This window comes from Halorubrum sp. Ea1 (genome assembly GCF_002252965.1).
In the GTDB taxonomy this organism is placed as follows: Archaea; Halobacteriota; Halobacteria; order Halobacteriales; family Haloferacaceae; genus Halorubrum.
Map to the genome: position 1 here is coordinate 1 of NZ_NHPG01000105.1, position 20,716 is coordinate 20,716.

The window sequence follows — 20,716 nt, forward strand, 5'->3', positions numbered from 1 at the left end:
TGTTCTCGGGAAAAAGACCTCGCCGCGCTTGGCCTCGGCAGCGTCGACGGCGAGGTGGTAGTTACCTCCCGACGGGTTGCGGGCCGTGAAACCGGGGATCGTCCCACCGGTCTTCTCGTCGGCCTCAAGGCCGGCGGCGAGCCGGATGAGCTTGTAGCAGTGCTTCGAGCCGGGCTTCCCGTCGAACACCTCGTACATCACGTCGTCGTAGTCCAGCTTCGCCCGGCCGTTCCGGTCTGTCGCCTTCCGGAACGCGTGCTCACGAACCATCCCGACTTTCTCGTTGATCGACAGCGAGTCGTAGGGGCGCTCCTCGTCGATCTCCGAGAGGCGGAGCTTCACCGCGGTGAGGTCTTCCTGGAGCTCACCACGCTGCGCCTCGAGCTTGTCGATACGATCCTCGAACTCGTTGACGCGGGCGAGAGCTCGCTGCGCGATCGCAAGGGCGTCACGGGCGGACACGTCGTCGTCCTCAGACATCGCCGACCACCTCGCCGTCGTCGGCGTGTTCGTCGCAGGCGTAGCGCTTCCCGTAGCGGTTCTCGATGATGACCTCGGCGTCGTCGCGACAACCGAGCGCACCACAGAACGGCCCGGAGGAGACCGCCATCTACGCAGTCACCCCCTGACTCGAACCAGCAAAACCACCCGACTGAGGCCGCGCGCGAGGTGGGTTTTTACGTGTCTCGAAGTTGATTAGAAACCGTTTTCCGCTCCGGACGGGTTGCAACCCGTGAGGGCTCGTGGTCTAGCTGGTTATGACGCGGCCTTTACAAGGCTGAGATCGGCGGTTCGAACCCGCCCGAGCCCACTACCGGCGCCGCGAACACCACGTGAGCGGCGCCGCTATGACTGTCCGAGGGCGTGGTTCGAATCAGAGAGCGGGAGGTGAGCGAGCGTAGCGAGCGAACGGGAGCGACCGTGGTTCGAACCCGCCCGAGCCCACTGTCGCTGTCGCGAACAGTCCGTGAGCGACAGCGTCGTGCGTGTCTGAGAGCGCGGTTCGAAGCAGGGAACGGAGCGAGCGTAGCGAGCGGAGTGAGTGAGGTTCGAACCCGCCCGAGCCCGCTGTCGCTGTCGCGAGCACCCCCGCGACCGACGGCGACACACGACTCGACCGAGCCGTCCCGACTCGCGGTCAGGACAGGTGACAGAAGTACCAGTCGCCGTCGTACCGGACCAGCGGCGCGGCCTCGTCGCCGCCGGTCGAGAGCCGGTCTCGGAGGGCGCCGAACGGCTCCGAGTACGGCTCGCACTCGGCGTACGTCCCGTCGATGGCCCGGTCCACGACGTCTCGCTGGTCGGCCGAGAGAGAGTCGAGGACGACGCCGCGCCGCTCGCCGACGTGTGCCCTGAACTCGTCCGGCGACGTCGCGACGCGTTCGGTTCGGACGGTCGCGCTCGCGATCTCGACGGGCCGCCGCTCCTCGAAGATCACCCGAATCGGGACCCCGTCCCACTCCAGATAGCGCGCGTCCGCTTCGGGGACGAACGCCGACCGGTCTCGCGCGTCGGCGTCTTCGTACGCGAACACGACCGAGAACGACGTGTAGTGCGGCGCGTGGAGGAGTCCCGGATTCCCGATCGCGTCGCGGAGCGACTCGCGGTCGTGAGCGGGCACCTCCGCGACCGAGCGGACCGGCCCGCCCCCGGGGAGCGCGGAGTCGTCGACGTCGATTTCGACCGCGTACTCGTACCCGGTCGTCTGCATCCGGTCGTGCTCCGTCACCCGAAGCCGGTAGTAGTCCGGTCCGGGACCCGCGACGACGAACTCCGTCCGCGGGTCGGGGCGGTAGTACCCGCGGGCCGTCGCTTCGCCGGTCTCGGTTTCCAGCGCGTCCGCGACGGGGACCCGCGTCGCGTGCGGTAGCATGTCGAGCGGCCTGCTGAACTCGTTCGAGACGCCGGTCGCGGTCGCGTCGTCCAGATCGAGGGTCCCCTCGTTCGAGCCCGGACAGCGGTCCGACCGCGAGATCGGCGAGAGACACCCCGAGAGGGAGGCGGCGCCGACGCCGCCGATCGCCCGCAGCGCTCGTCGCCGAGTGATATCCGTTGGAGGGCGGTTCACAGCGGGAGATCGGTCGCTCCGGTGATATATCCGCGGGTGTCGCTTCCGCCCCGTCGCACGCGACGGACGACCGATCCCCACTGCGGGGGTCTCCGCTCCGACCGCACGGGGATCGTGGCCATCTATTTGAGCCCCACGCGACCACCCTTCCGTATGAACGGCATCGAGGTCGCCGTCCGCCTGACGGCCGGGGCCCTGCTCATTCTGGCGAACGGGTTCTTCGTCGCGATCGAGTTCGCCCTGACCCGCGTCCGCCAGTTCTCGGAGTCGGAGTTCGACGCGCCCGGGCTCCGGCGGGCGTGGGAGATGACGCAGGACCTGGAGATCTACCTCACGAGCTGTCAGGTGGGGATCTCGGCGACGAGCATCGCGGTCGGGATCGTCGCGGAGCCGGCGCTCCGCGAGCTCCTCGATCCGCTGTTCGAGAACACGGCGCTCGCGTCGGTCGGCGCCGGCGCGCTCGTCGCCTTCATCATCATCAACCTGCTCCACCTCACGCACGGCGAGCAGACGCCCACCTACCTCGGCGTCGAGCGCACGAAGTTCGTCGCCCGGTACGGCGCGACGCCGCTCTACTGGTTCGCGAAGCTGCTGTACCCGGTCATCGTCATCGGCGACGGGGTCGCCAAGTGGACGCTTCGCCGCTTCGGCGTCGAGATGACGGGGGCGTGGCTCGAGACGGAGACCGACCGGGTCGAGTCGCGAGCGGACCTTCGCAACCGGCTCGGCTCGCTCCTCTCCCGAAGCGACCTCACCGTCGAGCGACGCGAGGAAGTCCTCAACGCCCTCACGATCGGCGAGATAACGGTCGACAAGGTCATGACGCCCCGCGAGGAGGTCGTCTTCCTCTCGACGACGGCGAGCGCGGCGGAGAACATCGACCGGATCGGCGGCAGCCCGCACACGCGGTTCCCGCTGGTCGACGACGACATCGCCGACCCGGACGACTTCCTCGGGATCGTCTACGTCCCGTCCGTCGTCGAGCGGGTCGACGCGCTCCGCGACGGCGCGGCCGCGTTCGAAGACCTGGCCGCCCCGCCGATGACGCTCGGGCCCGAGGCGCACATCAGCGACGCCGTCGACCGGTTTCAGGACGCCAAACAGGAGCTCGCGCTCGTCGTCGACGACGGGCGCGTCCTCGGACTGGTCACGGCGACGGACGCGCTGGAGGCGGTCGTCGGCGAGATCGAAGACCCCCTCGACGTCGCGCTCGACGGCCGGCCGCAGTCGGCGTGAGACTCCGCTCGGCCGGCGACGACGCGACGCCGCGTTCGACCGACCCCCCTCACCGCGCGGTCCAGCCGCCGTCGGCGGCGAGCGTCTCGCCGGTGAGGAAGCTCGCCGCGTCGCTGGCGAGGAAGACGACGGGCCCGGCGACCTCCATCGGGTCTGCGAACCGGTCCATCGGGGTCCGGTCGAGGATCGACTCCCGGAGCCGCTCGTTCTCCCGGAGCGGCTCGGTGAGGTCGGTCGCGACGTAGCCCGGCGCGACCGCGTTCACCCGGACGTCCGGCGCCCAGTCGATCGCCGCGCTCTTCGTGAGCCCGACGAGCCCGTGTTTGGAGGCGACGTACGGGTGTTGCCGCGGCAGGCCGACCTCGCCCGCGACGCTGGCGACGTTGACGACGCACCCCTCGGCCTCTCTCAGGTGCGGGCCGGCCGCCCGGAGCGTCCGGAACGCGCCCCGCAGGTTCACGTCGAGCACGTCGTCGACCGCGGCGGCGTCGACGTCGGCGGGATCGCCGAGCGCGCCGTCGGGGTTGAACCCCGCGTTGTTGACGAGCACGTCCAGCGAGCCGTACGCGTCGACCGTCTCCCCGACGAGCGCGTCGACGTCGGCGTCGTCCGTCACGTCCGCCGCGATCCCGCGCGCCTCGACGCCGAGATCGCGGGCCTCGTCGGCGACCGCCTCGACCTCGCGCTCGGTCCGCGCCGCGGGGACGACCGTCGCCCCCGCGGCGGCCAGCCCGAGCGCGATCGCCCGCCCGATCCCGCGGCCGCCGCCCGTGACGACGGCGACCTTCCCGGAGAGGTCCGGGAGCGCGTCGACCGGGGGACGGAACGGTTCCCCCGCCTCCGCGTGGCCGTCGGACATCGCGGCTCAGACCCCCAGCGCGTCCGCCAGTTCGTGGATCGACTCGACCGTGTCGTCGGGCTCCCCGTCGAACGGCTCCCAAGGGGTCCCCTTCCGGTCGAGGCGAACCGCCTGCATCCCCGCGTTGGCGGCGCCCATGACGTCGAACCAGCCCGCGGTGACGTGGACGATCTCGTCGATCGGCGTCCCGGTCCGGGCGGCCCCGTGGCGGTACAACTCCGCGGCCGGCTTGAACGTCTCCACCTCGTCGGCGCTTATGGCGTCCGCCACGAGGTCCGCGATCCCGGCGTGTTCGACCATCGACTCCAGCATCGCCGGGTTCCCGTTCGAGAGCACGTACGGCTCGTACCCCCCGTCGCGCAGGCGCTCGATCCCCGACCGAACGTCGTCGAAAACCTCCAACTCGTGGTACACCGCGAGGATCTCGTCGCGCTCGGCGGCCGGGAGGTCGACGCCGTGCGCCTCTAGGGCGTACGTCAGCGCGTCCCGGTTCATCTCGTAGAACGGCTGGTAAGCGTCGACCGCGTTCGCGACGAACGTGTACGCCAGCGAGCGAGACCGCCAGAGCCGCGACACGGGCTCGGGGTCGGCGACGCGCTCGGCCAGCGCGGCCTCGGCGGCCTCCACGTCGACGAGCGTGCTGTACGAGTCGAAGGTCACGGTCCGGACGCGGTCTGGGTCGAACGTCATTCGCGTCGGCCTACGGTCGCTCGCGTCATTACTCCCGGTGGTCGACGCGCTCGGCGTCGTCCCGTCCGTGACCTGGCTCGCGGGGCGGCGACGCGACGGGTACCGCTTCGACTATCGAACGAACCGGTCTTCCGGGACTGAAACGCACTGATTCGAGGGCCTCGATAACCGCTCGAAGACGAACCGGAGGCGGCGGTCGTCAGAGCTCGTCGGGGTTCGACTCCGTCCGCCGGTAGCGGTTCACGCGGCGGTAGCCGGCGACCGTTCCGTCGTCGGTGAACTCGATCTCGTACCGGCCGAGGATGTCTTGCGTGTCCGGAACGGACTTCCGTTCGATCGTCTCGACGACCGCGACCCATCCCTCGCCGCTGTTCGTGACCTCGATGATGCCGTCGAGGTCGCGTCCGGTGAGATCCGGGGCCACGTCGATCGCTTTGTTCCGGACCGTCATGAGCCCCGCCGTCTCCGGCGACGCCTCGTCGTCCGCGACGCCGGTCTCCCCCGGCTCGTCGTGCGATCGGTTCTCCGGCTCGTCGCCGCTCGTTTCGTCGGACACCGTCCCTTCGTCTTCAGGCGCATCGCCGACGAGCGAAACGAGTTCCGACGCGGTCGCCGCGCCGACGCCGCCGACGTCGTACAGGTCGCTCCGCTCTGCGCCGTGGAGGTCGGCGACCGTCTCGATTCCCTCGTCCCGGAGCTTCTCGGCCGTCTCCGGTCCGACCCCGTCGATCGACTCGACGTCTGCCGACCCGTCGGTGTCCGGTGTCACGAGCGGAACCCTCGGTCGAGCACGTGTTCAGCGGCCACCACTTCTAGGAGGCGTCGACGCCGGCTCGACGCTTCTCCATCGCCTGCTCGTGTTCCCGGGCGGAGGTCGTTTCGATCTCGAGGTCGCGGATGTCGTCCAAGTCGCCCGTCTGGGTGGCCTGCTCTATCTTCGACATCTCCGAGGCGTACGTCAGGAACGTGTCGATCGACGCGGCGACGACGCGCGCTTCGATCGTCAGGATCTCGATACCGACGACCGAGATCCGCGCCCAGACGTCGATGACGATTCCCTTATCCAGGATGCGGTCGAGAACCTCCGCGAGACTCGATGAGTCGGGTGATGCTGAGGCGGGCATTGCAACTCCGGTCCCCCGCTTTGTTATTTATTATGCGGCTGCTAGCCGATCTCGGTCGAAATAAATCCCGTCTTACTCGCCGCCGTTCGTTTCAATGGAGGTAATAAATATTGATTCGGGGGAGCGAGCCTGTGTTAACATCGCGCTCTGATGAACGGAAATCACATCTACACCTACGGCGTCGTCGACGACGAGGAGTTCGAACTGGACGTCACCGGCGTCGACGGCGGGACGCCGATTCGGACGGTCCGGTACCGGACGCTCTCGGCCGTCGTCAGCGACATCGACACGCTCGACCCCGAGCGGTCGGACGAGAACGTCCGCGCGCACGACGAGGTGCTCCGGGAAGTCATGGCGTTCGGCGACGGCCGCACCGCCGTCCCGATGCGGTTCGGGATGGTCTTCAAGAGCGGACGGGCGCTCAAGAACGTCCTCCGGAGCGGCCGCCGGGCCTTCCGGAAGGCGTTGCTCGACGTCGACGGGACCGTCGAGCTCGGCGTCAAGGTCGTCGTCGACGAGGGCGAGGTCGTCGAGGAGGCGGCCCTGCAGAACATCGCCGACCGCCTCGCGGCCGCCGCCGAGCGCGACGTCGAGAACGACCTCTTCAGCGACCGCCTCGCGCTGAATCGGGCGTATCTCGTCGCCTCCGACAACCGCGAGGCGTTCTCGGAGACCGTCCAGGCCGTTCGGGACGATCACGACGGCGTGACCGTCCGGTACAGCGGTCCGTGGGCACCGTACAACTTCGTCGACATCGAGGTCGGGGCGGCGCAGTGAGATGTTTCTCGTCGACGACCTCCTCTTCAGGCCGTTCGTCTCGCTGCTTAACACCCTTCACTCGATGGCGATCGAGGAGCTACACGACGTCGATTCGATCCGCGACGAGCTCAAGGAGAACCGCCTGCTCCACGAGCTCGGCGAGCGCTCCGAGGCGGAGTACCGAGAGCGACGGGCCGAGCTGGAGGAGCGACTGGCGGTGGCCGAGGCCGCACACGAAAACCTCCAGGGGAGGGTCGAGGTGAAACGATGACGGACGGCGACCGCACGACGGACGATGGCGACGGCATCGACGATGTCGTCACCGTCGAGCACACGCCCGACGCCGTCGAGGAGGCGGGCGAACTCGTCCGGGAGGTCGAGGTCCGCCTGCGCGAACTGGCCGGTCTCGACGACGGCCCGGCGGAGCGCGAACGCGCCGCGGAGATCTTCGAGGAGTTCCGCGACGTCGCCGACGAGGCCGAGGACGTGTTGGAGACGATCAACTTCGGAGATCTCCCCGACGCGGTCGACGTGAGTGAACTCCCCGACGCCGTCGATGCGGGGGACGTCCCCGAGGCGGTCGCCGGCGGCGACCCGGAGGACGCCGTGGAACTCCGGAATCTCGGCGAACTCGTCGAACTCACGGACCTCTGGAGCGCGGTCGACGTCCGGGAGTTCTGGCGGAACAAACGCGAGTTCGACGCGGCCGTCGCCGACCTGTTCGCCGACGACGCCGAGGGCGCAAACGCCGAGACGGACGACGGGCACCTCGACGGCGCCTCGGGCTTCGACGGCGCCGACGAGAGCGATGACGCCGACGCGGCCGACGCCTCGGACGACGGGACGGCGCCGTCGAAGCCCGAACTCGGACTGCTGGAGACCGACGAGTCGAAGCAGGCCGCCATCCAGAAGGCGATCAGCGACTCGGTCGCCGAGTTCCGCGAGAGCATCCTCGACGCCCGCGAGCGGCTCAGCGATGTCGTCGAAACGAACCGAGACCGAACCGAGTCCGTCGGTCGGCCGAACTCGCGGAACCAGACCGCCGTCTCGACGATGGCGACGTCGCGGCCGGATCTCGGGGGCGCGACCCGCTTCTCGACGGTGCCCGAGGAGACGCGCTACTCGACCGCGCCGAATCGCCCCCGCGTCTACGGGCAGCGGTTCGAAGGCGCGAGCGAGCGAACGGGGACCGAGGATGACTGACGGAACGGCCCCGACCCGGCAGACGGATAACCTCGCCGACGTCGTGGAGATGCTCCTCGATAAGGGCGTCGTCATCAACGCCGATATCGCCGTCTCCGTCGGGGAGACGGAACTGCTCGGCATCGAGCTCCGAGCGGCGATCGCCTCGTTCGAGACGGCCTCCCAGTACGGACTGGAGTTCCCCGAGGGAACGGACACGGAGCGCGTCGAGGCGGCGTCTCAGCGGCGTGGACTCGGGGCGTCACCCGAACGAGGGGCGTCGACGGACGTCGAGACGGTCGACCTCGAGGACGGAACGACCGGCGACGGCGATGACCCCGACGGGACGACCGGCGACGGACGGCCCGCCGAGCGAACGACCGAGGCCGACGGTACCGACGACCGATGACGACGATAGATATCGACGGCGACGAGGCGACGAACGGGCTGACGGCGCTCGTCGTCACCGTCGTCGAGCTGCTGGTCGAGGCGCTCGAGCGGGAGGCCGTCCGCCGGATGGAGTCGGAGTCGCTCACGGACGAGGAGATCGAGCGGCTCGGCCGTCAGCTCGCGGCGATGGAGGACGAACTGGAGCGACTGAAAGCGGAGGCGGAGATCGGCGACGACGTCGATCGGCTGCGCGGCGACCTCGACTCGCTGGTCTCGGACGCCGTTCGCCGACTGGACCGCGACCGACGCGGCGCGGTGCCGGGGGAGACGAGCCGTGACTGAGACCGCGTTCGACGAGGGGAGATATCTCTACTGCGTCGCTCCCGACGGCGACGAGTCGCTGTCGACGACCGGACTGGACGACGAACCGGTTCGGCTCGTCCGCGAGGCGGGACTGACCGCCGTCGTCCACGACTGCGGTTCGCTCTACGACTCGGACTCCGCGACGCGGATTCGACGCTGGATACTCGCCCACCAGTCCGTCGTCGACGACGCGGGCGAGGCGTTCGGGACGCCGCTGCCGTTCCAGTTCGACACCGTCATCCGCGGCGATGACGACGCGGTCCGCTCGTGGCTCGACGCGGAGTCCGAACGGTTGACCGACCACCTCGACGCGCTCGCCGAGCGGTGGGAGTACCGCGTCGAGGTCGTCTGGGACGAGGACGCCGCCCGCGACGAGCTCGAGGCGACCGACGCGGACCTCCGCGCCCTCGCCGAGCGCCGAAACGAGGCCGACGAGGGCACGCGGTTTCTGCTCACTAAGCGGTACGAGACCCGCCTCGACCGACTGCTCGACGAACAGCGCCGCGCGGAGGCGGCCGACCTCGCCGATCGTCTCGGGGGCGAGGCGACGGAGCTCGTCGACCTCGGCGACCGTTCGAGAGCGGGGTTAGACATCGGCGATGCCGACGAGAACGTCGACGTCCTCGCTCGCTTCGCCGTCCTCGCGACCGACGACGAACGGGAGGCCGTCGGACTACTGCTCGATGACGTCGCGGTCGACCCCGGTATCGAGGTGCGGTTCACCGGTCCGTGGCCGCCGTACACGTTCACGCCCGAACTCGACGGAGGAACGGATGCGTCCGACGAAGTCTGACGACGACGCCCTCGTCGACCTCGTCGACGCCGTTCTCCGGACTGGAGCGGTCGTCGAGGCGGACGTCGTCATCACCGTCGCCGACGTCCCGCTCGTCGGACTCAAACTCCGAGCGGCGCTCGCCGGAATGAAGACGATGACCGAGCACGGCGTCTTCGAGGAGTGGGACGAGGCGCACCGACTCGGGAATCGCGGGGCGGCCGGCGAGCGGATCGAGTAGCGCGCCGCGTCCCCGGGCCTCCCCCGGACCGCCTCGACGACGCCTCTGTCGATCCGGTGCCTGAGACGCCGTCGCGACGGTCCGGAACGTGACGACCCTGAAGGAGGGTTCCGACGCTCACGGATCGCTATATCGCTCTATAGCCCTCCGTATCGGTCCCGAGTAACGATTTTACTGATGCCGCGCGCATACCGTGTCGTGAGCCATCACAGCGATCGACCGGACCACCGGATCGCGTTCGTCTGCGTCCAGAACGCGGGACGGAGCCAGATGGCGGCCGCGTTCGCCCGTCGCGAGCGCGACCGCCGCGAGGCGACCGATCGGATCGAGATAGTCACCGGCGGGACGCGCCCCGCCGATCGCGTCCACGACGTCGTCGTCGAGGCGATGCGCGAACTGGACGTCGAGCTCGGCGACCGGACGCCGCGGGAGGTAACGCCGGACGAGCTGCGGGCGGTTGACCTGGTCGTCACGATGGGCTGTTCGGCGTCGAACGTCTGCCCGGCGGCGTGGAACGGCGAGAACCGCGATTGGGGGCTCGACGACCCGCACGGTCGCCCGCTCGCGGAGGTGCGCGAGATCCGCGACGAGATCGCCGAGCGGGTCGACGCGCTGTTCGACGAACTGCTGTCGGAGACGCCGTCCGCGGGGTGACGCGGATGACTGAGACGCCCGACGGCGAGCCGGCGGATCTCGACGGCGCGTCCGTCGAACGAGCGGCGGCCGTCGTCGACGACGGGGGAGGCGCCGGCGAGACGCGAGAGACGCTCGCGATCGTCGCCCGGGACGGGGTCGTCCGCCGGGCGGCCGTCGACGACGCGGTCGCGAACGCGTCGCTCGTGGTGACGACCGCCGAGACGCGGACGGAGCTCGCGGCCGGGAAGCTGGACGGCGCGCGGGAGGCGGCCGCTCCGGTCGCGGACCTGGCTCCCGTGTCCGGGCGCCTCGACGACTTCGACGCGCGTCTCGCCGACGTCGAGAGCCGCGCGGACGACCTCGGTGACGCCGTTCAGGAGGTGCTCGACATGAAGGGAGACGGCGATCTCTACGAGATCGCGCGACGGGTCAAGCGGGTGACGACCGCCGCGACCGAGGTCCAGCGCGCCGCCGACGACCTCCAGTTCGAGATCGATTCCTTCGAGGGATGGCTCGCCGACTCCGACCGGCGCGTCGAGGAACTCGACGCCGACGTCGACGCGCTCGCGGCGTCGGTGGACGAGCTCGACGCCGCCGTCGAATCGCTCGCCGCCGACGGGGAGGCCGCCGGGAGCGAGCGCGGCGCGGCGGCCAGATGGGCCGCGGCGACGGTTCGACACCGCGTCGCGTCGCTGCTGATCGCGGACGTCCGGGCCGAACTGGCGGCGCTCCGAACGTGGGCCGAGCGCGAGGGCGACGCCCCGCCGTCGGGGATCGGGCCGCGACTCGACGAGGTCCGCGCCCGTCACGAGACCGCCGGCGAGCGGCTCGCCGCGCGCGCCGAGCCCGAGTGGACCGCGCGGTTCGGCGACCGACTGGCCGCGCTCGACGAGGCGCTCGACTCGATGGAGCCGCCGGTCCCGTGGGCCGAGGTCGAGGCCCTCGTCGAGGAGTATCGCCCCGCGATCGACGGATAAGCGCGTCTCCCGGCAGTCGCGTGGATGCCGGAGAAGCGTCGAGCGTCGACGCCGCGCCCGCCGCCCGCGTCGGGCCGGCCGCTCTGTCCTACGCCGGACGACCGCGCCGTCCGAGCGGTCAGTTCCGCGTGTTCTCGTCGCGGATCGCGGCGGCGGCGGCGGTCTCCGTCACCGACCGAGCGCAGTCGGCCGCCCGTTCTAGACGCGCGAGCGCGTCCGACAGCGCGACCGCCGCGGAGACCGGCCCCGGGACCGCGCCGCCGTACAGCCGCCCGTCGATCGACTCGATGCCCGCCGCGGCGTCGTCGCACCGCTCCCTCGCCCGCCGGGCCGCCGCTCCGTCGCCGTCGAGGACGGCCGTCACCGCGTCGTCGACGGCGAGGGCGACGTCGTCGGCCACGGGGCGCACGTCCGCGGCCGCCTCGTCGGCGAGCGGCTCAGACAGCTTCTCGCCGATCCCCGCTATCCGGACGGCCTGGTCGGCGACTGCCTCGAGACGGCGAGCGGCCGCGTAGTAGGCGAACAGGTCGGGCCGGGAGACACCGAGCGCGTCGAGCTCGGCGTGTGACACCAGTGACCGAGAGAAGTGCCGCGTGACCATCTCCGCGGAGCGGCGCGCCTCGTCGGCGCGGTCGCGGATCCTCGACCGCGCGTCCGCGGCGTCAACGAAGGCCTCGGTCGCGTCGCGGAGGAGCGAGACGACCGCGTATCGGAGCTGTACGACGGACTGACGGACCGAGACGGAGGCGGTGTCCAAGAGGTGTCTGATCGTGATCTCCGAGTCCGACTCGCTGAGCACGTTCGTCCCGACCAACCCGCGAACCGCGGACCGCGCGGCGCTGCGCTCCGCGTCGGAGAACGCCTCCGCCCGACGCAGCGTTATCGTCTCGAAGCCGACCGCGTGAGCCGTCCGAACCGCGCGTCGAACGGCCTCGGGACCGCCGCCGGCGTCGGTGTCGGCGTCGTCGCCGATGTCGATCGTCGCCTCGCCGAGGCGGTCGACGTCGGCGGCCGAGGACCGGACGAGGATCGAGCCGTCACGGTGGGTGTACAGCCGCAGTTCCATCCCCACCTCGAAGCCGTGGCTCTTCGCCCACCCCTTCGGAATCGAGACGGTGAACGTGCCGCCGCCGACCTCCTGCAGCTTTCTGGTCTCCATGGTCAGTAGACTAGTTCGAGGTCACCGTCGTTCATGTACAGCGTGCGCGCGGCGACGTTGACGGCGTGATCGGCGATTCGTTCCAGGTCGCGTATCGTGAGCAGCAGCCGCGACACGTCGTCGAGCAGCCGCTCGATCTCCCAGCGATCGGGATCACTGGCGATCAGCTCGCGAACGACCGCGTCGCTGGCGTTCTGACACGCCGCGTCGAGCGCGTCGTCGCGGTCGGCGATCGCTCGACACGCCTCGGAATCGGCGTCGACGTACGCGTCGACGGCCGCCCGGAGCTGACCGGTGACGGTCTCGCCGATCCCTCCGACCCGGACGTCGGAGACGACGTCCGCGCTCCCGGCGAGGGCGTACCGGGCGAGGTTCGTCGCGAGGTCACCGACCCGTTCCAGATCCGTGAGTATCTTGAACGACGCGACCACGAAGCGGAGGTCCGCGGCGACGGGCTGCTGGAGCGCGATCAGCTCGACGCAGTCGCCCTCGAGGTCGAGGTACTGCCGGTTGACGCGTTCGTCGCCCTCGATCACCTCGCGGGCCAGCCCGCGGTCGCCGCCTTCGAGCGCGTCGAGTGCTCGCCGGAGCTGCCACAGCACGCCGTCCGCCATCGACTCTACGTCGGCCCGCAACTCGTCCAGCGACTCGCGGTACGCTTCGCGGGACACGGCGATCACCCGAACTTCCCGCTAACGTAATCCTCGACGCGCTGGCTCTCGGGATTCTCGAAGATCTTCTCCGTGTCGTCGTACTCGACGAGTTCGCCGCCGGTCAGGAAGACCGCGGTCTGGTCGGAGACGCGGGCCGCCTGCTGCATGCTGTGGGTGACGACGACGACCGTGTAGTCCTGCGCGAGGTCCTCGATGAGGTCCTCGATCTTCGCCGTGGCGATCGGGTCGAGCGCCGACGCCGGCTCGTCCATGAGGATGACTTCCGGGTCCACGGCGAGACACCGGGCGATACAGAGCCGCTGTTGCTGGCCGCCGGACAGTCCGAGCGCGTTGTCGTCCAACCGGTCGTTCACCTCCTCCCACAGCGCGGCCCGCTCGAGCGATCGCTCGACGAGCCGCGCCTCGCGTTCGGGCTCCGCGCGGCCGGTCAACCGCGCGAGGAGGCCCGTCTCGATGTCGCCGTGTTTCCGCGGTCCGTAGGAGACGTTCTCGCGGATCGATTTGGCGAAGGGGTTGGGGCTCTGGAACACCATCCCGACCCGCTTTCGAAGCTCGACGAGGTCGACGCCGTCCTGGTAGACGTCCTCGCCGTCGAGCTCGACCGTCCCGTCGACGCTGGCGGCGCGGATGCGGTCGTTCATCCGGTTGAGACACCGGAGGTACGTCGACTTCCCGCAGCCGGACGGACCGATGAGCGCCGTCACGCTCTCTTCGGGAATGTCCATCGAGACGCCCTTCAGCGCGTGGTCGTCGCCGTAGTGGACGTCGAGGTCCTCGACGGCGACCTTCGTCTCGCCGCTCGCCTCGTAGCTCGTCCACTCCGGCCGCGTCTCCTCGGCGGTCTCGCCGGCGGTCGTGGAGGCCCGCCGGCCGTCGGTGCGATTCGCCGTGACCGCTGTGGCGTCCGTGGCGTCTTCGGCGTCTGCGTTCTCTGTCTGACTCATTGGTGGAGTTTCCGTCTGAAGTAGTAGCGCGTCGCGATACCGACCGCGTAGAAGGCCAACACGACGAGCAGCAGCGTCAGCGCCAGTCCCCACGCGTACTCCTGCGGGTTCCGGATGTTCCCGCTCAGTCCCGCGGTGATGAGCGCGTACAGCTGGTACGGCAGCGCGCTCGTCGCCTCCAACAGCGCGGGGTTGCTGACGAACGGCGGGGACGCGCTCAGTCGGAAGCCGCTCAACACGTTCGGAGCGGCCGACTTCGCCGGGAGGACGCCGCCGCCCATGGTCAGCAGGATCGGGGCGGTCTCGCCGGCGATCCGTCCGACACCGAGGATGACGCCGGTCGTGACGCCCGGGATCGCCGCGGGGAGGACGACGCTGCGGATCGTCTGCCACTTGGAGACGCCGAGCGCCGCGCTGGCGTCGCGGTACTCGTCGGGCACCGCGAGTATCGCCTCCCGGCTCGTGATCAGCACCAGCGGCAACAGCATGAACCCGAGCGTCAGCATGCCGGCGATCAGCGACTTCTGGTTGCCGAATCTGGGGATCAGGAACGCGGCGCCGAACAGCCCGAACACGATGCTCGGCGTGCTCCAGAGGCCGTTGGTCGCCACCTCGACGGCGCCGGTGAACCGGCCCTGTTCGGCGTACTCGCTGAGGAACACGGCGGCGCCGACGCCGGTCGGCACGGCGAAGAGGACGGCGCCGATGACCAGCCACACCGTCCCCACGAGGGCGGGGAACACCCCCGCGACGTCGGCCAACAGCCCGGCGCCGTTGGTCAGGAACGGCCACCGGACGAGGGTCTCCCCGCCGACGCCGACCCCGTTCAACAGCCCGGGGAGTCCCTTCGCCGTGACGAAGGCGACGAGCCCGACGAGCACCGCCAGTATCGAGCCGACGACGAGGTAGATGAGCACGTACGCGCCGACGTTCCGCCCGCGAGCGCCGAACCCCCCGTACGCCTTCGCGGCGCTCCAGCCGGTCGCCAGCGAGGCGAACAGCACGACGGCGGGAACGACGGTGTCGCCGAACAGCGTCGCGTTGTATCCGGCGAGCGCCCGCTCCCAGCCGGGACCGACGACGCCGGTGAGGAGCGCCAGTCCGCAGAGAACGGCGACCGCCCCCGCCGGCACCGTCGATCCGACGTCTTCTCGCGGGAGCGCGGTCGCCGCGAACGCGACCCCGCCGAGGACCGTCCCGACGCCGAGCCGGCCGACCGTCCCGATCCCGGCCGCTCCGGCCGCCGTCACCCCCGCCGCGAGCCAGATCCCCGTGAACGCGACCGCGGCGACGACCCCCGCGCTGGGCTGGGGGGCCGCGTCGACGAACCCCAGCCGCGAGGCGACGCCGAAGCCGACGACCGCCAGTCCCAACGCGAGCAGCACTGCACCCAACGCCACCGACAGCTCGACGCCGGCGACGGGGTCGCCGATCTCGACGGCGCCTACCAGCGCCGCCAGGCCGACGACGAAGGCGACGCCGGAGAGCCCGACCGCGGCCCCGGCGGCCGCCTCGTACGTCGTGCGGTCGTCCCGGACGAGCGCGGTCTGCGTGGCGCGGCTCATTCGGCGCCCCCCAGGCGGCGACGCATCCGCGCCTCGATGTACTGCGAGCCGAGGCTCAGACACAACACGGTGACGAAGAGGACGACGCCGGCGGCGAACAGCGCGCTCTCGTGAACCCCGTTCGCGCTGCCGTACCCCCGCGCGATGAGCGATGTGAGCGTCTCGTAGCCGTAGAAGACGTTCACGAGCGGGTCGCTGATCCGCGGAATTCCGGCCAGCATCACCGTCGCGGCCATCGTCTCGCCGATCGCCCGCCCGACCCCGAGGAGCACGGCCGCCGAGACGCCGGAGAAGGCCGCGGGCAGCGTGATCGAGGTCATCGACTGCCAGTCGGTCGCCCCGAGCGCGAGCGACCCGTTCTTCATCACGTCCGGCACGCTCGTCAGCGCGTCCTCGGCCACGGAGACGACCGTCGGCAGCGCCATCAGCCCGACGACCATCCCGACGAACAGGTACGTCGAGCCGCCGTTGAGGGCGAACGCGTCGCTCGCCCACGGGTTGATGACGGTGAACCCGATGAAGCCGTACACGATCGAGGGGATCCCCGCCAGTATCTCGATCCCCGGCTTCACGAGCTCGCGGACCCGCGGCGGCGCGATCTCGGCGATGAACAGCGCCGCGGCGACGCCGAGCGGCCCCGCCACCAGCGTCGCGATGGCGGTCACCATCACCGTTCCGTGGATCATCGGCAGCAGCGAGTACCGGACGGGATCCGAGACGGCGTCCCAGCGGGTCTGCGCGAACATCCCGAGTCCCGGAACGGAGACGCCGAAGACGCTCGCCGCCTCGTACCGGAACGCCGGGATCGATTCGACGAAGATGAACACGACGATGAGCCCGAGCGTGACGAGCGTCACCGTCGTCATCGCGAAGGTGACCGCGCGGGCGACGAGCGCCTGATGGCGTACCCAGCCGTAGCCGGTGGCGATCAGGAACGCTCCGAGCGGGACGGCCGTCCACGGCGACGCCAACAGGAACCCGACGAAGGCGGTCAAGAGCGACCCCATCGAGGCGATGACCACCGCCAGCGCCTCCGGGTCCGCGTCGTCGACGAACTCCCGCGTTCTGGTCAGCCGTCGCTCGATGCCAGCGCGCCAATCGGTTCGGGAGGTAGTGAGTGACATATAATGAGGTCGGACCGCGAGACGGGTGTCCGCGGGACCGAGGAGCCGGACTCAGGCCTGCTCGGGGAGCTTCTCGCGCTCGGCCTCGATGTCGGACGTGGGCAGCGTGATGTAGTTGACGTCCTCGACGAACGTCTTCTGGCCGAACTCGGTCAGGAACATGTTGAGGAACGCGGCCTCGCGCATGTCCGTGCCCTCGGGCGTCTCCTCCGTGATCCGAGTGTACATGTGCAGGTCCCGGTTCAGCGGGTACTCCGAGTCGAAGATGGTGTTCTCGGCGTCGGGGTCCGGGCGGTAGACCGTGCCCTCGAAGTCGATCGCGATCGCCTGGATCCCCGATCCGGAGAACGCCAGCGCCATGTAGCCGATGGCGTTGTCGTTGTCTTGGAGGACCTGTTGGACCTGCTGGTTCTGCCCGAGACGGGTGTCGACGTCCATCGGTGCGTCGGCGTCACCGAGCATGTTCAGGCGGAACGACGTGTCGGTTCCGGAGCCCTCGGCACGGCCGACCACGTAGATCTCTTTGTCGGGGCCGCCGACCTCGCTCCAGTTGGTGACGTCGCCCTGGTAGATGCCGCGGATCTGCTCGCCGGTGAGCTGTTCGACGCCGGCGTCGTAGATCGCCTGACTGACGAACACCGGCTGGCCGTCCCGGCCGACGACGTGGTCGACGTAGTTCTCGTCGCGCTGCTCCTCGCTGATGTCGAGCTCGGCCGTGATCGGCCCGGAGGAGTTCCCGATGTCGACGAGGCCGTCTCGAACCGCCTCGCAGCCGGTCCCCGAGTGACTCAGCGCGACGCGGGTCGCGAACGGCGGGTTCGACCGCTCGCCGGTCGGCTCGAAGCCGTAGAGACTGGCGAAGTAGTCGGCGATGTTCTGGTCGGTCTCGATCCGGCCCCACCCGGCGACCGACGACTCGTCGTTGGACCCCCAGTACTCGCCGTCGCTCGCCGGCGAGTTCGAGTTCCAGTAGGAGCTCCCCTTGTTCGAGATGGGGTAGACCGTCGACGACCCCTCGGCCGTCACCGTCGCCGGCCCCGACGACCCGGACTCCATCGTGTTGCCGCTGTCATCGCTCTCGCTCCCCCCGTCGCCCCCGTCGCCGCCGTCGCTGCCGTCGTCGCTGTTGCCGCTGCACCCCGCGAGGCCGGCCGCCCCGATAGCGGCCGACGTGAGCAGGTATTTTCGGCGTGATACCGCGTCCCCTTGACGCCCCGAATCACGTGAAATCAGGCGAACGCAGGCGTGGATCGGTTAAACAGGTTTATAATAGGTTACTATACCGATTTTTTCCGGTATCGTGCGACCGGTATCGTATTATATCGATTATTACTGATACTGATCGATATATAGCAAGAACGAGGGGCCGCGGCGAGCGGGGGACGAACCGACGCCTCCGGCCGTCCGTACCGTCGCGAGGACGTCCGGATACCACCGGAGCTCCGGACCGAATTCTCGACTCCCGAGCGGGTCCGCGGAGGCAAGTCTATTTACTCAGCTACCGACACGGTACGAGTATGACTGACACTCGGTCGGCGCGCGGTCGGACCCGCTCAGAGGTGCGGGACAGATGAGCCTCGACGCCCGGGACGTTCGCATCCTGCGCTCGATCGCCGAGAACGACTCCACCAGCCCCGAACGCATCCAAGAGGAGACGGGTATCCCGAAGTCGACCGTTCATTATCGGATCAAGAACATGAAGGAACGAGGGGTGATCAAAAACGATCTGTTCGAGATCGACTTCGAGAAGGCCGGACTGGGTCTCACGGTCATCACCGAGGTTCTCGCCGAGTTCGGAGAGGGGTACCAGGAGAAGGTCGGGCGGGAGTTGGCCGATATCGAAGGCGTGAACGAGGTCTACTTCATGATGGGCGACACCGACTTCATCGTCGTCTCGCGGCTCCCGTCCCGCGACATGGTCGAAACCCTTGTCGAGGAGTTCGAGGCCGTAGACGGTATCCAACGGACGAGCTCGAAGTTCGTGATCACTTCGATCAAAGCCGACGAGAGCGTCGGGATGTTACGCGACTACGGCGAGGAGACCCTCCTCCGCTCGCACGGGCTCGAGGAGGCGGACGGCGACGTCGAGTGATCGGCCCCGCCGCGCCCGCAGCGGGCGACGAGTGAGGGTCGCTCTTCGAACGGGCGCCCGCATAGGGGTCCTAACGCCGTCGTCGGCCTCGACGACCCACGGGTACCGGACAGCCCCGTCGCTCGGCGTCTTCGAAGGCGCCTTGGATCGGACGGTCGACCTCGACGGGTACGGAACCGGCGACCCCTTCGAGTTCCTCGACGAGCCGAGCGAACCGGTCGACGAGTGGATCGACCGGGCCGTCGACCACCACCGCGACTCGCCCGTTTTCGACTAGCGGGGCGCTGCGATATCCCGGTCCGCCGTTTTTGTCCCCCGATACGCCGTCTCTGACGCCCCGATACCCCGTCCCGGGGCCGCGTGTGTATCGCCGCCGCACTGCCCGACTATGTTTATCTGTTAATAAATTGTATGATTGCGTATGTCTGACACACTTGAATGCCCGGAGTGCGAAGCGAGCATCGATTCGACCGACGACCTCGAAACGGAGGGCGAGGTGACGGAACTCGAACCGGCGGACGACGGGTCGTTCCAACTCTACGAGAACCACGACCTGTTCCTCTGTAAGAACTGCCGGAAGCCGCTCGGCGTCTCTCGGCCGTCGGAGTAGCGGTATCGCGCGACGGCGTGGGGGAAGAGCGGGGCGCGTCGCCGCCGGCGCTCACAGGTACGACTTCCCGTCCGGCAGGTCGCACTCGTCGCCGTGACACCGCGCGGCGTGTTCGACGGCCGTAAGGTCCGGCTCGTCGGCCGGCTCCTCGCTCCGCCACGCGTACCGGACGGTGCGGTCGGGGTCGACCACGAAGAGGGCCGACCGCGCGACCCCGCGGTGGTCGTCCATCTCGTCGGCGCGCACGCCGTACGCCTCGGCGACGCGACCGTCGCTGTCCGAGAGCAGCGGGAAGTCGATCCGGTGTTCCTCCGCGAACGCGCGGTGGCTGTAGACGCCGTCGGTGGAGATCCCGAGCACGACGGTGTTCTCCAGCAGCGACAGCGCCTCGCTGTCCCGCAGCGTGCACATCTGGCTGGTACACACCGGGTGGAAGTCGAACGGGTAGAACACCACCACGACCGCCCACCCGCTGTCGGCGTACTCGGCCAGCCCGTGCGTGTCGATCCGCCCGCCCCCCGCCCCGGGGAGCTCGAACGTCGGCGCCGTCTGTCCGGTCTGAAGCATGCGTGAAACGCGGCGGCCGAGCGGTATGAGTCCCGGCCGATCGTGCGGTGTGATCGCACACGCCGTTACGCGGCCGAGCCCAAGGCGGATGCTCCGGAAACTCGGTTTCGCGCGCCCGTGCCCCGCCGCCGCACAGGCAACGGTCGTTTATAAATAGGGATCACGTCTCGAACGTATGACCCTCGCGCTCTCCGTCGAACTGGCGGCGGCGATAGCCCTCGTCGTCGCGGTCGCGGGCGCCGTCAACGGGGTCGCGGGGTTCGGCTTCGCCGTCGTCGGGACGATGGTACTGGCCACGACGCTCGACCCCGCGACCGCCGTCGCGTTCATGATCCTCCCGATGTTCGCCGTGAACGTCGCGCTGGTCGGCGACCTCACCCGCGAGGAGCTCCGCACGTGCGGAACTCGGTTCGCACCGCTGCTCGTCGCCGCGCTGGTCGGCACGATCCTCGGGATGGCCCTGCTCGATCGGCTCCCCGAGGCGCCGGTGCGCGCGCTGCTCGGACTCGTCTCGCTCGCGTTCGTGGCGAGCGCCCAGCGCGCCGTCCCGTTGCCTCCCCCGCCCGTCGTCAGCGACCGGGCGGTCGCCGACACGCCGCTCGTCATGGGCGCCGTCGGCGCTGTCTCCGGCGTCCTGTTCGGCGCGACGAACGTGGGGGTGCAGCTCGTCGCGTTCGTGCGGAG

Annotated in this window: 28 protein-coding genes and 1 tRNA gene; 15 read left to right on the plus strand and 14 right to left on the minus strand. The window is 69.6% G+C overall.

What is annotated here, in order from left to right; genetic code table 11:
* Both DJ73_RS12725 and DJ73_RS20380 read right to left on the minus strand, forming a co-directional pair.
* Window positions 1-480 (minus strand): hypothetical protein (locus DJ73_RS12725; RefSeq protein ID WP_141212957.1); only part of this gene is annotated, 480 nt, incomplete at its 3' end.
* Window positions 473-610, minus strand: a complete 138-nt coding sequence (locus DJ73_RS20380; protein ID WP_176451133.1) for a hypothetical protein — start codon at window positions 608-610, stop codon at window positions 473-475. The genes DJ73_RS12725 and DJ73_RS20380, both read right to left, overlap by 8 nt.
* Window positions 611-737: 127 nt before the next feature.
* On the opposite strand from DJ73_RS20380, the gene DJ73_RS12730 reads away from it, so the two are divergent.
* Window positions 738-811, plus strand: a tRNA-Val gene (locus tag DJ73_RS12730).
* A gap of 327 nt (window positions 812-1,138) precedes the next feature.
* Here DJ73_RS12730 and DJ73_RS12735 read toward each other — a convergent pair.
* Entirely contained in the window at window positions 1,139-2,068 is a 930-nt protein-coding gene (locus tag DJ73_RS12735; protein ID WP_094558144.1) for a hypothetical protein, read from the minus strand.
* Between the two features lie 153 nt (window positions 2,069-2,221).
* Here DJ73_RS12735 and DJ73_RS12740 point away from each other — a divergent pair, with 153 nt between their 5' ends.
* The gene (locus DJ73_RS12740; protein ID WP_094525162.1) at window positions 2,222-3,304 is read left to right on the plus strand and encodes a CNNM domain-containing protein; all 1,083 of its coding nucleotides are present in this window, start codon (window positions 2,222-2,224) and stop codon (window positions 3,302-3,304) included.
* Window positions 3,305-3,353: 49 nt separating this feature from the next.
* Here the strand turns inward: DJ73_RS12740 and DJ73_RS12745 are convergent, their stop codons facing one another.
* The 4 genes from DJ73_RS12745 to gvpA all read right to left on the minus strand — a co-directional run bounded on the left by DJ73_RS12745 (window position 3,354) and on the right by gvpA (window position 5,977).
* Window positions 3,354-4,163, minus strand: coding sequence for an SDR family NAD(P)-dependent oxidoreductase (locus tag DJ73_RS12745; RefSeq protein WP_094558145.1), 810 nt, complete (start codon window positions 4,161-4,163; stop codon window positions 3,354-3,356).
* A 6-nt stretch (window positions 4,164-4,169) separates the two neighbouring features.
* On the minus strand, window positions 4,170-4,853 hold the full coding sequence (locus DJ73_RS12750; RefSeq protein WP_094558146.1) for a haloacid dehalogenase type II: 684 nt from the start codon (window positions 4,851-4,853) through the stop codon (window positions 4,170-4,172).
* Between the two features lie 199 nt (window positions 4,854-5,052).
* Entirely contained in the window at window positions 5,053-5,622 is a 570-nt protein-coding gene (gvpO, locus tag DJ73_RS12755; protein ID WP_094526890.1) for a gas vesicle protein GvpO, read from the minus strand.
* Between the two features lie 43 nt (window positions 5,623-5,665).
* A complete protein-coding gene (gene gvpA / locus DJ73_RS21365; RefSeq protein WP_094525166.1) occupies window positions 5,666-5,977 on the minus strand; it encodes a gas vesicle protein GvpA in 312 nt (103 codons plus the stop codon).
* Between the two features lie 150 nt (window positions 5,978-6,127).
* Here gvpA and DJ73_RS12765 point away from each other — a divergent pair, with 150 nt between their 5' ends.
* From DJ73_RS12765 to DJ73_RS12805, 9 genes are all read left to right on the plus strand, one after another.
* Window positions 6,128-6,754, plus strand: a complete 627-nt coding sequence (locus tag DJ73_RS12765) for a GvpL/GvpF family gas vesicle protein (protein ID WP_094525167.1) — start codon at window positions 6,128-6,130, stop codon at window positions 6,752-6,754.
* A 1-nt stretch (window position 6,755) separates the two neighbouring features.
* Window positions 6,756-7,007, plus strand: a complete 252-nt coding sequence (gvpG, locus tag DJ73_RS12770; RefSeq protein ID WP_094525168.1) for a gas vesicle protein GvpG — start codon at window positions 6,756-6,758, stop codon at window positions 7,005-7,007.
* Window positions 7,004-7,939, plus strand: coding sequence for a hypothetical protein (locus tag DJ73_RS20385; RefSeq protein ID WP_176451134.1), 936 nt, complete (start codon window positions 7,004-7,006; stop codon window positions 7,937-7,939). Before gvpG ends, DJ73_RS20385 begins: the two co-directional genes overlap by 4 nt.
* Window positions 7,932-8,327, plus strand: coding sequence for a gas vesicle protein GvpJ (gene gvpJ / locus DJ73_RS21220; RefSeq protein ID WP_094558147.1), 396 nt, complete (start codon window positions 7,932-7,934; stop codon window positions 8,325-8,327). Before DJ73_RS20385 ends, gvpJ begins: the two co-directional genes overlap by 8 nt.
* Complete coding sequence (gene gvpK, locus DJ73_RS12785; RefSeq protein ID WP_094525169.1) at window positions 8,324-8,650, plus strand: gas vesicle protein GvpK; 327 nt, start codon at window positions 8,324-8,326, stop codon at window positions 8,648-8,650. The genes gvpJ and gvpK overlap by 4 nt, the downstream gene beginning before the upstream one ends.
* On the plus strand, window positions 8,643-9,464 hold the full coding sequence (gene gvpL / locus DJ73_RS12790; protein ID WP_094525170.1) for a gas vesicle protein GvpL: 822 nt from the start codon (window positions 8,643-8,645) through the stop codon (window positions 9,462-9,464). Before gvpK ends, gvpL begins: the two co-directional genes overlap by 8 nt.
* Window positions 9,445-9,684 carry a gas vesicle protein GvpM gene (gene gvpM / locus DJ73_RS12795; RefSeq protein WP_094525171.1) on the plus strand — a complete coding sequence of 80 codons (240 nt, stop codon included), beginning with the start codon at window positions 9,445-9,447 and terminating at the stop codon, window positions 9,682-9,684. The genes gvpL and gvpM overlap by 20 nt, the downstream gene beginning before the upstream one ends.
* Before the next feature lie 270 nt (window positions 9,685-9,954).
* A complete protein-coding gene (locus DJ73_RS12800; RefSeq protein WP_249269148.1) occupies window positions 9,955-10,338 on the plus strand; it encodes a low molecular weight phosphatase family protein in 384 nt (127 codons plus the stop codon).
* A gap of 5 nt (window positions 10,339-10,343) precedes the next feature.
* Window positions 10,344-11,297: a halo transducer protein gene (locus DJ73_RS12805; protein WP_094525222.1), complete on the plus strand. Its 954-nt coding sequence runs from the start codon at window positions 10,344-10,346 to the stop codon at window positions 11,295-11,297.
* 118 nt (window positions 11,298-11,415) lie between these two features.
* On the opposite strand, the gene DJ73_RS12810 is transcribed toward DJ73_RS12805, so the two are convergent.
* Genes DJ73_RS12810 through DJ73_RS12835 form a run of 6 tightly spaced genes read right to left on the minus strand, consistent with a single transcriptional unit; the run spans window position 11,416 to window position 17,993 of the window.
* Window positions 11,416-12,456: an AbrB/MazE/SpoVT family DNA-binding domain-containing protein gene (locus DJ73_RS12810; protein ID WP_094558148.1), complete on the minus strand. Its 1,041-nt coding sequence runs from the start codon at window positions 12,454-12,456 to the stop codon at window positions 11,416-11,418.
* A gap of 2 nt (window positions 12,457-12,458) precedes the next feature.
* A complete protein-coding gene (phoU, locus tag DJ73_RS12815; RefSeq protein WP_094558154.1) occupies window positions 12,459-13,127 on the minus strand; it encodes a phosphate signaling complex protein PhoU in 669 nt (222 codons plus the stop codon).
* Between the two features lie 5 nt (window positions 13,128-13,132).
* Window positions 13,133-14,074 (minus strand): phosphate ABC transporter ATP-binding protein PstB, encoded by a 942-nt coding sequence (gene pstB / locus DJ73_RS12820; protein ID WP_094558149.1) that lies wholly within the window; start codon window positions 14,072-14,074, stop codon window positions 13,133-13,135.
* Window positions 14,071-15,639 carry a phosphate ABC transporter permease PstA gene (gene pstA / locus DJ73_RS12825; protein WP_094558150.1) on the minus strand — a complete coding sequence of 523 codons (1,569 nt, stop codon included), beginning with the start codon at window positions 15,637-15,639 and terminating at the stop codon, window positions 14,071-14,073. The genes pstB and pstA overlap by 4 nt, the downstream gene beginning before the upstream one ends.
* Window positions 15,636-16,763, minus strand: coding sequence for a phosphate ABC transporter permease subunit PstC (gene pstC / locus DJ73_RS12830; protein ID WP_094558151.1), 1,128 nt, complete (start codon window positions 16,761-16,763; stop codon window positions 15,636-15,638). Before pstC ends, pstA begins: the two co-directional genes overlap by 4 nt.
* 51 nt (window positions 16,764-16,814) lie before the next feature.
* Window positions 16,815-17,993 (minus strand): substrate-binding domain-containing protein, encoded by a 1,179-nt coding sequence (locus DJ73_RS12835; RefSeq protein WP_094558152.1) that lies wholly within the window; start codon window positions 17,991-17,993, stop codon window positions 16,815-16,817.
* A gap of 340 nt (window positions 17,994-18,333) precedes the next feature.
* On the opposite strand from DJ73_RS12835, the gene DJ73_RS12840 reads away from it, so the two are divergent.
* From DJ73_RS12840 to DJ73_RS12850, 3 genes are all read left to right on the plus strand, one after another.
* A complete protein-coding gene (locus DJ73_RS12840; RefSeq protein WP_094525178.1) occupies window positions 18,334-18,855 on the plus strand; it encodes an Lrp/AsnC family transcriptional regulator in 522 nt (173 codons plus the stop codon).
* Window positions 18,856-18,997: 142 nt separating this feature from the next.
* A complete protein-coding gene (locus DJ73_RS21015; RefSeq protein WP_254921650.1) occupies window positions 18,998-19,132 on the plus strand; it encodes a hypothetical protein in 135 nt (44 codons plus the stop codon).
* A 144-nt stretch (window positions 19,133-19,276) separates the two neighbouring features.
* On the plus strand, window positions 19,277-19,465 hold the full coding sequence (locus DJ73_RS12850) for a hypothetical protein (protein ID WP_094525179.1): 189 nt from the start codon (window positions 19,277-19,279) through the stop codon (window positions 19,463-19,465).
* A gap of 51 nt (window positions 19,466-19,516) precedes the next feature.
* On the opposite strand, the gene DJ73_RS12855 is transcribed toward DJ73_RS12850, so the two are convergent.
* Window positions 19,517-20,032 carry a redoxin domain-containing protein gene (locus DJ73_RS12855; RefSeq protein ID WP_094558153.1) on the minus strand — a complete coding sequence of 172 codons (516 nt, stop codon included), beginning with the start codon at window positions 20,030-20,032 and terminating at the stop codon, window positions 19,517-19,519.
* 175 nt (window positions 20,033-20,207) lie between these two features.
* Here DJ73_RS12855 and DJ73_RS12860 point away from each other — a divergent pair.
* On the plus strand, window positions 20,208-20,716 hold a 509-nt coding region (locus tag DJ73_RS12860), incomplete at its 3' end, for a TSUP family transporter (protein ID WP_176451135.1).

Excerpts from the sequence above, each read along its gene's own strand:
- DJ73_RS12850 (WP_094525179.1), top strand. The coding sequence starts at position 19,277 with ATGTCTGACACACTTGAATGCCCGGAGTGCGAAGCGAGCATCGATTCG.
- gvpJ (WP_094558147.1), top strand. The coding sequence starts at position 7,932 with ATGACTGACGGAACGGCCCCGACCCGGCAGACGGATAACCTCGCCGAC.
- DJ73_RS20385 (WP_176451134.1), top strand. The coding sequence starts at position 7,004 with ATGACGGACGGCGACCGCACGACGGACGATGGCGACGGCATCGACGAT.
- DJ73_RS12765 (WP_094525167.1), top strand. The coding sequence starts at position 6,128 with ATGAACGGAAATCACATCTACACCTACGGCGTCGTCGACGACGAGGAG.
- pstA (WP_094558150.1), bottom strand. The coding sequence starts at position 15,639 with ATGAGCCGCGCCACGCAGACCGCGCTCGTCCGGGACGACCGCACGACG.
- pstC (WP_094558151.1), bottom strand. The coding sequence starts at position 16,763 with ATGTCACTCACTACCTCCCGAACCGATTGGCGCGCTGGCATCGAGCGA.
- DJ73_RS12805 (WP_094525222.1), top strand. The coding sequence starts at position 10,344 with ATGACTGAGACGCCCGACGGCGAGCCGGCGGATCTCGACGGCGCGTCC.
- DJ73_RS12800 (WP_249269148.1), top strand. The coding sequence starts at position 9,955 with ATGGCGGCCGCGTTCGCCCGTCGCGAGCGCGACCGCCGCGAGGCGACC.
- DJ73_RS12745 (WP_094558145.1), bottom strand. The coding sequence starts at position 4,163 with ATGTCCGACGGCCACGCGGAGGCGGGGGAACCGTTCCGTCCCCCGGTC.
- gvpK (WP_094525169.1), top strand. The coding sequence starts at position 8,324 with ATGACGACGATAGATATCGACGGCGACGAGGCGACGAACGGGCTGACG.
- gvpG (WP_094525168.1), top strand. The coding sequence starts at position 6,756 with ATGTTTCTCGTCGACGACCTCCTCTTCAGGCCGTTCGTCTCGCTGCTT.
- DJ73_RS12750 (WP_094558146.1), bottom strand. The coding sequence starts at position 4,853 with ATGACGTTCGACCCAGACCGCGTCCGGACCGTGACCTTCGACTCGTAC.
- gvpA (WP_094525166.1), bottom strand. The coding sequence starts at position 5,977 with ATGCCCGCCTCAGCATCACCCGACTCATCGAGTCTCGCGGAGGTTCTC.
- DJ73_RS12855 (WP_094558153.1), bottom strand. The coding sequence starts at position 20,032 with ATGCTTCAGACCGGACAGACGGCGCCGACGTTCGAGCTCCCCGGGGCG.
- DJ73_RS12840 (WP_094525178.1), top strand. The coding sequence starts at position 18,334 with ATGAGCCTCGACGCCCGGGACGTTCGCATCCTGCGCTCGATCGCCGAG.
- pstB (WP_094558149.1), bottom strand. The coding sequence starts at position 14,074 with ATGAGTCAGACAGAGAACGCAGACGCCGAAGACGCCACGGACGCCACA.
- DJ73_RS20380 (WP_176451133.1), bottom strand. The coding sequence starts at position 610 with ATGGCGGTCTCCTCCGGGCCGTTCTGTGGTGCGCTCGGTTGTCGCGAC.
- gvpM (WP_094525171.1), top strand. The coding sequence starts at position 9,445 with ATGCGTCCGACGAAGTCTGACGACGACGCCCTCGTCGACCTCGTCGAC.
- DJ73_RS12810 (WP_094558148.1), bottom strand. The coding sequence starts at position 12,456 with ATGGAGACCAGAAAGCTGCAGGAGGTCGGCGGCGGCACGTTCACCGTC.
- DJ73_RS12740 (WP_094525162.1), top strand. The coding sequence starts at position 2,222 with ATGAACGGCATCGAGGTCGCCGTCCGCCTGACGGCCGGGGCCCTGCTC.